Here is a 12,394-nt window from a genome sequence, read left to right as displayed (position 1 = left end):
TATAAAATTATGGTCTGCCCGGTCTGCCTCCGCCACCGCCGCTTGAGCCGCCGCCACCACGTGAACCGCCGCCACCAAATGATGATGAAGAAGGTTGCGGAGCAGGTTGCTGGTAAATTTGCGGCCTTTGGTATCCGTCGTTACCGCGAGCCGTAGGCCTTTGGTTAACTGTGCTGCCGTTGCGGCCCGGCCTACCAACAGACATGCCGTTGGCATCGCGTACTGCACGTCCACCAGGATAATAGCCAATGCCATTATCTGCCCGGCCATTATATATACCGCGTGTTGCTAAACCATTATTTGCATTACCCATTCCGCGTCCTGGGTTTCCGTTACCGCGATTAGGGCGGGCATTGCCACCGTTGTAAGCCGAGTAGCCACCCCAGTAAGGATAGCCGCCACCCCAGCCACCGCCCCAACCGGTGCCCCAGTAATAGTATGGTGAATAGCCAAAGCCCCATGGGTTGTAACCCCAGCCGCCATAGCCGCCCCAGCCATAACCAAGGCCAAGGCCCCAGCCGCCGTAACCACCCCAGCCAAGGCCGCCGCCCCAACCGTAACCCAGGCCTATATTCCAGCCACCGCCGTAACCGTAGCCATATGGGCTATATGCATAATCATAATATCCGAAAGGAGAGTAATAGCTAAAGCGATTAATGCGCGATGCATAATCGTCGTAGTAAAAATAATCGTCATCGCCCCCGTCATAATAACTGTCCTGCTGGCCGGCATCCTGATTGTAAGTTTGGCGGGCAGCATATTGAGGTTCCTCGGCAGCGGTAGCCTTCGAGAAGTAAACATCATCATTAGCTGTAGATGCAGTTTTGCTGACGGAGCAGGAACTCAGCGCTATAGCGCCGATCGCGATAATTCCGTAGATAAGGTTCCTTTTCATTTTTGTGGTGTAAATATTCGAGTCCAAATAAACGTATAAATTTATAAATTTGGCACTTTGCTAATACTTAATTAAAGTCAAATTTCATTCCAAAAATCAATATATGAGCAAAGGTGTCATCAGTAAAGACGAAGATTATTCGCAATGGTTTAATGACCTGATAATAAAATCTGATATGGCCGAATATTCGCCCGTACGCGGATGTATGATCATCAAGCCCTATGGTTACTCTATATGGGAAAAAATACAGGCATCGCTCGATAAAATGTTTAAGGATACCGGGCACGTAAACGCTTATTTCCCGTTGCTTATACCCAAGTCATTTTTCTCTAAAGAAGCCAGCCACGTAGAGGGCTTTGCAAAGGAATGTGCCGTTGTAACACATTACCGCCTTAAGAACGATGGAGATGGTAATATTGTTGTGGACAGCGACGCAAAATTAGAAGAAGAATTAATCATCCGCCCAACGTCCGAAACTATCATCTGGAACACCTACCGCGGGTGGATCCAAAGCTATCGCGACTTGCCTATCCTGGTTAACCAGTGGGCCAACGTTATGCGCTGGGAAATGCGCACCCGTTTGTTTTTACGCACCAGTGAGTTTTTATGGCAGGAAGGCCATACGGCACATGCTACCGCCGAGGAAGCTATAGCCGAAACCGAACAGATGCTTGATGTATACGCCGATTTTGCCGAAAACTTTATGGCGGTGCCTGTAGTGCGCGGTCGCAAAACCGCCAACGAGCGTTTTGCAGGTGCGTTAGACACTTATTGTATTGAAGCGCTGATGCAGGATGGTAAAGCTTTGCAGGCAGGTACATCGCACTTTTTAGGGCAAAACTTTGCCAAAGCGTTCGACGTAAAATTTACCACAAAAGATAACAAGCAGGATTACGTGTGGGCAACATCATGGGGTGTCTCAACCCGTTTGATAGGCGCGCTCATCATGTCGCACAGTGATGATGCCGGCCTGGTATTGCCACCAAAACTGGCACCAATACAGGTGGTTATAGTGCCTATTTACAAGCATGATGAGGAGCTGGAAAACATAACCACGTTTGTAAATGCGCTTAAAAAAGAACTTGTGGCGAAAGGTATCTCCATCAAATTTGATAACCGCGATACACACCGCCCGGGTGCAAAATTTGCCGAGTACGAGTTGAAAGGCGTACCATTGCGCGTTGCCATAGGCAGCCGCGATATGCAAAACGGCACAGTCGAGCTTGCCCGCCGCGACACTAAAACTAAGGAAACAGTTGCGCAGGAAGGACTTGCCGAAAGGATTGAAGGTTTGTTAGAAGAGATACAACAGAATATCTACAAAAAGGCCTTTGATTTCCGTGCAGAGAACACCAAAGAAGTGGATACCTGGGAGGAGTTTAAACGCATGCTCGACGAAGAACCGGGCTTTATATCTGCCCACTGGGACGGCACATCAGAAACTGAGCAAAAAATAAAAGACGAAACTAAGGCAACAATACGTTGTATACCTTTAAACAATAAGCAGGAAGAGGGCAAGTGCATCCTTACCGGCAAGCCGTCTACACAGCGCGTGTTGTTTGCAAGGGCATATTAATGTTGGTGAGTAGTTGATTGGGTTAATGGTGAGCGGTTTAACTGCTTATGCATAATTTAATGCAATAAACACTACAATCTTATTATTATCTAGAGTATGGGCTCGTTCACAGAGTTAGAAGCCTGGAAGCAATCGAGGAAGATCAGAAACATTGTTTCTGATCTTGTAAAGAAGTTTCCGGTTGATGAAAAGTTTCGGTTGGCAGATCAAATCATCCGTTCTTCACGTTCTATAGGTAATAACTTAGCGGAAGGGCACGGACGTTTTCATTATCAGGATAATATCCGGTTTTGCATTGTGGCAAGAGGTTCATTAACGGAAACGCTCGACCATTTGATTATCGCTCTGGACGAAAAAATTATTACTGAGGAAATTCTACAATCGTTTCATCCAGAATATGAAAGCTGTTTGAAATTAATAAATGGATATATTCAATATTTAAAAAGCAAGAAAATGGGTGAGTGATGAATCGATTATTGTGCACGTGGTTAGTTTATGTTACCATTCGCCGATACCCAACTACTCTCTACTCACCCAATCAACCATTCACTAACTTATGAAATTCGCAACTAAAGCAATACACGCAGGGCAGGAGCCCGATCCAACTACCGGCGCTATTATGACGCCGATATACCAAACATCAACCTACTGGCAAAAATCGCCTGGCGATAATAAGGGCTATGAGTACTCGCGTGGTACAAACCCTACACGTAAGGCTTTGGAAGATTGTTTGGCAGCTTTGGAAAATGCTAAATATGGTTTGGCTTTTTCGAGCGGTATGGGCGCTACGGATGGCGTAATGAAATTACTTGCCCCTGGCGATGAGGTAATTACGGGAAATGATTTATACGGTGGATCATACCGAATCTTTACCAAGATCTATGCTAATTATGGTATCAAGTTTCACTTCCTTGATCTGTCTAACCCCGACATCATCAACGAATATGTAAACGACAAAACCAAGCTGATATGGATTGAAACGCCTACCAACCCTACCATGCAAATTGTAGATATTGAGGCGGTAGGTAAAATTGCAAACTCGAAAGATTTGCTGTTTGTGGTAGACAATACTTTTGCATCGCCATACCTGCAAAACCCGATTGACTTTGGTGCCGATATCGTTATGCATTCGGTAACCAAATACATCGGCGGCCACAGCGATGTGGTAATGGGTGCCCTGATGCTGAACGACGAAGAGCTCTATAAAAAGCTTTGGTTTATATACAATGCCTGCGGTGCCACACCCGGCCCCATGGATAGCTTTTTGGTGCTTCGCGGTATTAAAACCCTGCATTTGCGTATGAAGGCGCACTGTGAAAACGGCCGTCAGGTAGCCGAGTTCCTGAAAAACCACCCAAGGGTTGAAAAGATTTATTGGCCGGGCTTCCCCGATTCGCCGAACCATGAGGTCGCCAAAAACCAGATGCGTGATTTTGGCGGTATGATCTCGATCGTATTAAAGGATGCAACTCTTGAAGACACTTACCGTATTGCCGGCTCGTTTAAAGTATTCTCTTTGGCTGAGTCGTTAGGTGGCGTTGAATCATTAATTAATCACCCCGTAAGCATGACCCACGGCTCTATCCCCAAAGCAGAGCGCGATAAGGCCGGTGTTGTAGATAACCTGCTGCGTTTAAGTGTAGGGGTGGAGGACATTGAAGACTTATTGGAAGATTTGAAGCAGGCGTTGGCCTAATAGTATCTAGTAGTTAGTATCAAGTATCAGCACGCTTTCGGTTCCCTTTTTCTTGATACTAACTACTTGATACCTGATACAAATAATGAACGATAACCTCAAAGCCTTTCTAGACGCTAAGGTTGCTCAATACAATCGACCGGAGTTTATCGCTAACGACCCTGTAAGTATCCCGCATTTGTTCAGCAAAAAGCAGGACATCGAGATCATGGGTTTTTGGGCCGCGACCCTGGCCTGGGGGCAACGGGTTACCATCATTAATAAGTGTAAAGAATTAATTGCACTAATGGATGGTGCGCCCTATGATTTTATCGTTAATCACCAGGAGCCTGATCTTAAAAGATTGCTGCACTTCAAGCATCGCACATTCAACGATATAGATACCCTTTATTTCATCAGCTTTTTCAGGTGGCATTATGAAAGATACGAATCATTAGAGGATGCGTTTTTGCCCCCTGGCCCTATCAGGGGGGAGTTAAAAATGGTAACATTAACGAGTCATGTTGAGCCTGTCGAAACATTAACCGCTTCATTAAGTCTTCGACAAGCTCAGACTGACCCTGCCAATGTTTCTGCTTCCCCTTCAGGGGGCTGGGGGGCCGAAGCCGCCCTCAACCACTTTCGCTCATATTTCTTTTCTCTGCCCGATTTTCCTCATCGTACAAAAAAGCATGTGTCATCGCCGTCGCAAAAGTCTACATGTAAACGGCTCAATATGTTTTTGCGCTGGATGGTACGAAAAGATGAGCAGGGGGTCGACTTCGGTATCTGGAACGAGTTTAAACCTGCCGACTTAATATGCCCCTGCGATTTGCATGTTGACCGTGTGGCGCGTAAACTGAAATTAATTACACGCAAGCGAACCGATTGGCAAACCGCTGTAGAGCTTACCCATAATCTGCGCGAACTCGACCCAACCGACCCGGTTAAATATGATTTTGCGCTTTTCGGCCTCGGTATCGAAGAGCGTTGGGGTATAGAAGGCATCCTGCCCCAGCTTTAAAAGCTTTCCTTAACTAACTTGTGGTTTATCATAGCGCCGGCTTTACCCCCTGCAGCTATTGCGTTGCTTAGTGAACGCATCAATGTTGTATTATCGCCTGCGGCATAGATGCCTTCAACACTGGTTTCCTGCATCTCATTTACATAAATTAAGCCATGCTCAGTTAGCTTGCAACCCAATTGCTCGGGCAAGGTGCTGTGTTGCTCAAAACCTATTTTTGCGTACATCGCATTCAACTCAAGTTTATCACCATTGGCAAATACCACACTATCAATATACCCTTTATTGTGTATGATCTCGCTTACAAATTGCTGGTTTATGGACACTTTGTGCTGCGCTAATTTTTCGGTTTGTTGAGTAGTTAAAGTTGAGGGGCCGTTGGTAAAAATTGTAAGATTGCTTGTCCAGTTTGTAAGCAGGCTGCCAAACTCATATGCCATTTCGCCGTTGGCAAGCAGTGCGGTTGGCTGGTGCCTCACCTCGTAGCCATGGCAATAGGGGCAATGAATTACAGATATGCCCCAGCATTCAGCAAAGCCGGGTATATCGGGCATAATATCTTTAAGGCCTGTGGCAAATAGTAACTTTTTGGCCGTGTAAGTTTCTCCGTCTGCTGTAAGTATCGTGAATCCATCCTTAAGTTTTGCTGCATCAATAGCAATACCGTCTTTTAAAACTACGGTAGGGTATGCTAAAACCTGTTCTAAAGCCAGTTCGGCTATGTTGGATGGTATCTCGCCATCGTGGGTTATTAAGTTGTGTGAATGCGGCGTTTGCAGGTTACAGGGCTTACCGCTGTCAATTATTAAAACGCTCCTCAGTGCCCTTCCAAGTGCCATAGCTGCGGATAGTCCCGCGTAGCTGCCGCCAATAATGATTACATCAAATGCTGTTGCCATAAAGCAAAAGTAACAGGCAATTTAACAAATGCAACTAAATTGCATTTGTTAAATGCGAATAATACAGTTTTATGACTATCTTCAATCTAATTCGAGTCATGGATAAAGAAACAGACAAACAGATTTCAGCCCTACTATCGGGCAAAAGTGAGCTTACGTTATCATTATTTAATTGCTTTATAAGCCATTTTCAAACTTCAGGCCCGGTTGCATTGCATCCCGCTAAAACCATGATTGGCATAGCAAATAGTACAAGGCGTATTGCCTGGGTAACACAGCTTGGTAAAAACTTCATAGACATAGTTTTCCCATTTGAGCAAGCATATCCCGATAATTTGTGCTTCAGGAAAATTGCCCAGGTGCCGGGGCAAAGTCAGTTTAATCATCACCTACGGATAATGCATCCTGATAATATTAACGATGAGGTTTTGCATTTCATGAAGCTGGCTTGGAATAACGAGCAGAGCTGAAAAATCTGGTGAGGTAGTAATAACGTAATGTGTTACATCACTCCACAAAAAAGGCCCAATACCATTAGTATTGAGCCTTTTTTGTATGCGGATTTAATATGTGTTAAAAACCTAAACCTACTGTAAAGCCTTTAACAGCTACAGGTAAAGTAGCGCCAGCCGTAGCCGCGCCGCTTGTAAGGTTTATGGTATATACTTTGGTCGCGCCGCTTACGGTAAGCAATGCGTACGCTGTGCCGCTGGTGCTGCCAATATCAAACCCATTTGCTGCTGTTGCTGTAACACCCAACGAGCCTACAGATACAAGCGTGCCGGTGTTTGGCGGGTCTTGCCTGTAAAGGGTATTGGTTTGTGTGTCTATATCAAACAGTACAGTAGTGGTTGCACCTGCAAAATTATTGGTATAAGCAGCTCCGGTTACAGATGGCGTTCCCGGTGATAAGTTACCGTCAATAGCTGCAACTAATCCGTTGTCGGGATTCAAGCGAAGGTTTTGGCCGGTGTTGCTCACCACGCGAATCCTGTCGACAGTTGGGTTAAAATCAAAACCGAAATCGGTACCGGACAGTAGCGTTGTAAGCGGTGCAGTACCAATAGCTACAGCCGCGCCAGACGATGTGTTGATTGTATACAACCTGCTTGTGCTGCCAAGCGCATAAAGCTGACCATTAACCGGGCGGAAGTCGATACCCAGGATATTTTCGCCCGCGGCAATACCTGTAATTGTTTTTACAACAGGTGCCGGGTTCATCGGGTTGAATATCATTAGCTCGTTACTTGCAGATATGGCATAAGCAACCGGCTCTGTAGGGATAGCAATTGCTGTAACGGTAGCGGCTAACTGGCCTGCCACCTTGGTTGCTTTACCGGTAGTCAGATCGATGCTGTATAGACCTTTAGTGCCTGATACGGTTAGCACTGCTAATGCGGCGGTACCATCCGGGCTGATATCAAAACCCGTAGCTGCTTCGGCATCAACGGTAAGTGCACCAACCTCTACAAGGGTGCCATTGTTAGGCGGGTCCTGTTTGTACAATTTGTCGTTGGTAACGTCTATATCAAAAAGTGTAGTTGTGCTTGCACCTGCCCGGCTGTTGGTATAAGCTACTGTAGCAACACCAGGATTTGTTGGCCCGTTTATAGCGCCATCTACTGCTTGTACGGCTCCGGTTTCAGGGTTGATGCGCAGGTTCTGTTTGTCAAAGCCAACGTAGCGTATCCTGTCAACCGTAGGGTTAAAGTCGAACCCGGCACCCATTGCCGAAGCTGTAATGGCAGGGGTAAATGCTGCTGCACCAATTGCCCTTGCAGCGCCCGATGTTTTATTGATCACGTAAATGCGGCTGGTGCTTCCCAAGCCATATAGTTCACCTGTCGCCGGGCGGAAATCGATACCGACAATGGTTTCGCCGGTTTGCAAGCCTGTTATAGCAACTGTTGCAGTAACCGATGCCACGTTTTTAGCATTCAAGGCAAGCAGTTGATTATCGGCTGTTACGGCGTAAATTGCCAGGTCGGGACCTGCAACTTCGTTTTGCCCCGGTTTAGGGCCATCATTATCTTTTTTACAAGATGTTAAAAAAACTGTAGATAGGGCGCAAAGTATACCTGCCCTTAATATATAGGTGTTTAATGATTTCATTAGATAGATTTTTAATTACAATAAATGACTTGAGGCCGAGGGCCAGTGATTTCGGAATGTAATTAGACGCTATCGGGAGGCGGGATAGTTACCTTACGGTGGTGAGATGATTTGTAATTGTTTTGATAAGCAGTGTTGTGCAAAATGTCAATCTGTTGTGGCAGAAAGGCAGTATGCTCATTGTAAAAGCCAATAGCCTCCTTTTCTTTTTTTAAAGAAAGGTCGTCTTCAGCCTTCTTATCACTATCATCATCGCCTTGTTCTGCAGACACTACCTTCTCTTGCTTCGACTCAGCAAAGGCCGGCATAGCAACCTTTGCACCGATCAAAAAGATTAGTAGGAATGCCAAAAAAATGCGGCAGTACGAAGACGGATTTAGTGGAATTGCTATCACGTAAATGTTCAACAATTGGTAGATTGTTACATTTAGATACGATTAGCGCCGCATTACAGTTTTTAAATCGGTTTAATTAGAATAATTTATGTACTCCTAAAAGGGGTTGATGCTGTATGGAGACCTGAAGCTGACTATGCTTCTTCTTTAAAATAAACCTTGTAATAGTTCATAGCCTTGCCATCGTCAAAGCCTTTCTCGATTAAGTCCTTATCACCATGAATGTATATGTGGAAGTTTTTATCAAGCTTTAAAACGCTTTTATAAACGCGGGCCTGTTTCTTAACAGCGTTACCGGATATCTCAAAACTGTCGGCTATAGGGCTATCAAACTCTTCTTCGTACTGGGTTTTGAAGTTTTTGAATGATGTAATGGCTTCGGGGTTGCTGATCACTTCTTCGGCAAATTCATCCAGGTCGAAGGTTTCCTTTTCTTTAAAATACTTCATCGAGCGATTAAGCAGGTCAATTTTATCTGCCTTGCTCATGTCAAATTCTTCGTCGAGTTTTTGGGTCACAAAGTTTTTGTAAACGCCCAGCGTATTAGTAGTTTGGTTAAAGCTATCGTTACGTATGCGGAGCTGTAAAAACTCGTCCTTCCAGTAAACGGCTGCGTCCTGGCCGCCGGTAACCTTATCTACCACAACTACTTTGTAGCCGTTATCTTTTTCAATATTAAAGATCAGTACACCTTTGTCAAGTTTGTTGATGTTGATGGCCTCCTGTTCGTAATCTACCGCAAAGCCTCCCTGATCAGGATACACCTTCAGGTATGTTTCCTTATTTTCTGATTTAAAGATGCCAATAGCATCCAGCAAATCACCTTCTATCTGCACCTGCTTAAAGTAGGTAACATAAAATTCGCCGCCTTTAATGTTGGGGTGGGTGCTTACGCTGTATAAGTGTTTTGCCAGTTGGTCTGAAGCTTCCTGAAACTTTTGCTGATCCTCAAACACTTTAGTGGTAAAGTTATACACCTCATTTAAAAAAAGGTCGCCGCTGCTGTGCATCAAATGGTAAACTTCGTTGGCTTTTTCGAAGGGCTTTAAAAAATACTGTAACAATAACGCCGGAATCACTTCATCTTTTAGCTCCAGAGGCTCGTCGGAGAGGGAATACATTTCTCCTTGAGATTGGTTGCCTACATGGTGTACGGAGATAGTATCAAGCGATGCTTCAAAAAAAGTTACCATAATACCGCGAAGGTAGGGAAATGTAGTTGAGTGATTGAAGGCATCAATCTATTATTTTTAAACATCGTTGACAGGATTATGACTTAGGAAGATTGGCTGTAAATACCGAATTTTGCAGATTGTTAGTGGAAACACCCGCTAACGTGATGACTCAATGATACAAACAGAAGATACTATAATAGCCCTTGCTACACCAAGTGGGAGCGGTGCGATAGGGGTGATCAGGCTTTCGGGTCCCGATGCAATTATGATGGCTAACGCAGTTTTTAAAGGCAAAGACTTAACTAAACAGGCAACTCATACACTGCACTACGGTAGTATTGCCGATGGGGATTTTATATTGGACGAAGTTGTCGTGTCGTTATTTGTCGGCCCGAAATCATACACGCGCGAAAACGTGGTGGAGATATCATGCCATGGGTCGAATTACATTATCGAGTCGATAATTAAGCTACTGCTAAAAAATGGCGCACGGGCCGCAAAGCCCGGCGAGTTTACCTTAAGGGCTTTTATGAACGGCCAACTGGACTTGTCACAAGCCGAAGCCGTTGCCGATTTGATCGCGTCTAACTCAAAAGCGTCGCAACAGGTAGCCTTGCAGCAACTGCGCGGCGGGTTCAGCAACCAGCTACAACACCTGCGCGAACAATTGGTGCAGTTTGCCTCGCTCATCGAACTTGAGCTTGACTTCGCTGAAGAGGATGTTGAGTTTGCCAACCGTGATCAGCTAAAGCAATTGATCCATCAAATTACCAAAATAATAGGTGGGTTAATACAATCGTTCGAATTGGGTAACGCCATTAAAAACGGTGTAAACACGGTAATTGCCGGCAGGCCTAACGCGGGAAAGTCAACCTTGCTGAATGCCTTACTGAATGAAGAACGCGCCATTGTAAGCCATATCCCAGGAACCACTCGTGATACGATTGAAGAAGTACTGAACATTAAAGGAATAAACTTTCGACTGATAGATACGGCCGGTATCCGCGAAGCAACGGATGCTATTGAGCAAATAGGTGTGCAGCGCACAATGGAAAAAATTAGTCAGTCGGCCTTGTTGCTTTATGTATTCGATGCAGAGCAGATATCTTTGGCCGACCTAGAAGCTGATATAGCCAGTCTGCAGGCACCAGGTATCACCATGCTGGTGATAGCTAATAAGGCCGATCTTTTGAACCCGGATCAGCTTGCTACACTGCCACACACCGAAAAGGCCATAATTATATCAGCCAAGGAAAAACTGCATATTGACGAGCTCAAGCAAAAGATATATAATGCTGCGGTAAAGGAACAACTTACGGGCAACGAAACTCTTGTAACCAACATTCGCCATCTGGAAGCCCTCCAAAAAACCGAACAATCCCTGATCCGCGTGCTCGATGGAATAGACGGCGTAACCTCCGACTTCCTCGCAATGGACATCAAGCAGGCCCTTCACTACCTCAGCGAAATAACCGGCGCCGTAACAACCGACGACTTGTTGGAGAATATATTTAGTAAGTTCTGTATCGGCAAGTGACCCCTCCAAACAACCCAAAACATCGACAACTAATGACAATTAAAAATTTGATTGTTAGTAACTTATGATATTTTTGCTTATCCATTTTCTTGGATAATTAGCGATGTATTTCTTACTTTTGTTACTATCTTGTTACTCAAAAAAGAAAATTTTTGAGTTGACAATTTTAGGGAGAAATTAAGTCGCTTATATACCCTTATTTCCGCTTATAGCGCCTTATATACGCTTAATTACCCTTAAAGTTGGGGACTTAACAACTGATGATAGAATTTAAAACATATCTGTAGTTAAGGCCCCGGTTATCTCCCCTGTATGGGGTATAATCTGATTATTAATGTTTTAAAATAGGGGAAATTATCCCGTGGGATTGCTTTGCTGAAATTTTGGCAAACTGATTTAACGAATGATTTTAGAATGAGTTCAAATTTTACGGTAAATAGGTTATGCGAGCAATGCGGGAATGTTTTTTAAGCAAAGACAACAGTGACCCGTTTTTGCAGTAAACTGTGCAACAAACGTTTTTATAAGGCTAAGGAACGAGGTCAGAAAATGGCGTCGATGGATCAGGTCGTTAAAAAGGTACTGGAGGGTAACGCTTCTGAACAGGTCAAAGCAGATTACCTTGATGTCAAAACTGCGGCAAAATTACTTCGCGCATCCGATAAGATGATCTACGCTATGATCAACTTGGGTAAACTCAATGCCGTTAACCTATCAAAAAGAAAAACACTTGTCGCCCGAAAGGATATCGATAAGTTATTTGAACTGCCTCCGGTGGTTCAACTGAAGGAGCTCAAACCTCCACCGATCTCGGAATGCTACAATATGGGCGAAGCACAAAAGAAATTCAATATTTCTGAGAAAGCGCTATTCGAGATCATTAAACGAAATAACCTGTTCAAGTTTCAGGAAGGCAAATTTGTATATGTAGCCAAATCAGAGCTGGACAGGGTATTGAATCCCGGATAATAAAATGCCTAAGGTGGATATACCACTGATGTTGACCCCTCTTCGCCAATCTAAAGTGACCCCTTTGAGTTAGGGTTTGAAAGAGAGTAAAGTTGTTGTACAGATAGGCTCCTGAGAGCGGATGTTTTTGTACGGTT

General features: G+C 44.6%; 12 protein-coding genes. 7 read left to right on the top strand and 5 right to left on the bottom strand.

Going from position 1 to position 12,394, the window contains the following annotated elements; translation table 11 throughout:
- Positions 1-7: 7 nt before the first annotated feature.
- Entirely contained in the window at positions 8-895 is an 888-nt protein-coding gene (locus FPZ43_RS19665) for a hypothetical protein (protein ID WP_146381995.1), read from the bottom strand.
- Positions 896-998: 103 nt separating this feature from the next.
- Here FPZ43_RS19665 and proS point away from each other — a divergent pair, with 103 nt between their 5' ends.
- The 4 genes from proS (at position 999) to FPZ43_RS11075 (ending at position 5,170) form a co-directional block, all read left to right on the top strand.
- Positions 999-2,471, top strand: coding sequence for a proline--tRNA ligase (proS, locus tag FPZ43_RS11090; RefSeq protein ID WP_146381994.1), 1,473 nt, complete (start codon positions 999-1,001; stop codon positions 2,469-2,471).
- Positions 2,472-2,567: 96 nt separating this feature from the next.
- Complete coding sequence (locus FPZ43_RS11085) at positions 2,568-2,936, top strand: four helix bundle protein (protein WP_146381993.1); 369 nt, start codon at positions 2,568-2,570, stop codon at positions 2,934-2,936.
- A 91-nt stretch (positions 2,937-3,027) separates the two neighbouring features.
- Complete coding sequence (locus FPZ43_RS11080; protein ID WP_146381992.1) at positions 3,028-4,167, top strand: cystathionine gamma-synthase; 1,140 nt, start codon at positions 3,028-3,030, stop codon at positions 4,165-4,167.
- 85 nt (positions 4,168-4,252) lie between these two features.
- Positions 4,253-5,170: a TIGR02757 family protein gene (locus tag FPZ43_RS11075; protein WP_146381991.1), complete on the top strand. Its 918-nt coding sequence runs from the start codon at positions 4,253-4,255 to the stop codon at positions 5,168-5,170.
- Here FPZ43_RS11075 and FPZ43_RS11070 read toward each other — a convergent pair.
- Entirely contained in the window at positions 5,167-6,069 is a 903-nt protein-coding gene (locus FPZ43_RS11070) for an NAD(P)/FAD-dependent oxidoreductase (protein ID WP_146381990.1), read from the bottom strand. The genes FPZ43_RS11075 and FPZ43_RS11070 overlap by 4 nt on opposite strands.
- A gap of 98 nt (positions 6,070-6,167) precedes the next feature.
- Between FPZ43_RS11070 and FPZ43_RS11065 the strand changes: the two genes are divergently transcribed.
- A complete protein-coding gene (locus tag FPZ43_RS11065; RefSeq protein WP_146381989.1) occupies positions 6,168-6,539 on the top strand; it encodes a DUF5655 domain-containing protein in 372 nt (123 codons plus the stop codon).
- 103 nt (positions 6,540-6,642) lie between these two features.
- Here FPZ43_RS11065 and FPZ43_RS11060 read toward each other — a convergent pair whose 3' ends face one another.
- From FPZ43_RS11060 to FPZ43_RS11050, 3 genes are all read right to left on the bottom strand, one after another.
- The gene (locus tag FPZ43_RS11060; RefSeq protein ID WP_146381988.1) at positions 6,643-8,181 is read right to left on the bottom strand and encodes a DUF4394 domain-containing protein; all 1,539 of its coding nucleotides are present in this window, start codon (positions 8,179-8,181) and stop codon (positions 6,643-6,645) included.
- Positions 8,182-8,243: 62 nt separating this feature from the next.
- Positions 8,244-8,531, bottom strand: coding sequence for a hypothetical protein (locus FPZ43_RS11055; RefSeq protein WP_146381987.1), 288 nt, complete (start codon positions 8,529-8,531; stop codon positions 8,244-8,246).
- 179 nt (positions 8,532-8,710) lie between these two features.
- The gene (locus FPZ43_RS11050; RefSeq protein WP_146381986.1) at positions 8,711-9,769 is read right to left on the bottom strand and encodes a nucleoid-associated protein; all 1,059 of its coding nucleotides are present in this window, start codon (positions 9,767-9,769) and stop codon (positions 8,711-8,713) included.
- 154 nt (positions 9,770-9,923) lie between these two features.
- Between FPZ43_RS11050 and mnmE the strand changes: the two genes are divergently transcribed.
- Positions 9,924-11,288, top strand: a complete 1,365-nt coding sequence (mnmE, locus tag FPZ43_RS11045) for a tRNA uridine-5-carboxymethylaminomethyl(34) synthesis GTPase MnmE (protein WP_146381985.1) — start codon at positions 9,924-9,926, stop codon at positions 11,286-11,288.
- A gap of 558 nt (positions 11,289-11,846) precedes the next feature.
- Positions 11,847-12,257: a helix-turn-helix domain-containing protein gene (locus tag FPZ43_RS11040; RefSeq protein ID WP_186461817.1), complete on the top strand. Its 411-nt coding sequence runs from the start codon at positions 11,847-11,849 to the stop codon at positions 12,255-12,257.
- Positions 12,258-12,394: the final 137 nt, after the last annotated feature.

This window comes from Mucilaginibacter pallidiroseus (assembly GCF_007846085.1).
Lineage (GTDB): Bacteria > Bacteroidota > Bacteroidia > Sphingobacteriales > Sphingobacteriaceae > Mucilaginibacter > Mucilaginibacter pallidiroseus.
Note: the sequence above shows the minus strand (reverse complement) of the source record. Positions and strands in the feature narration are given on the sequence as shown.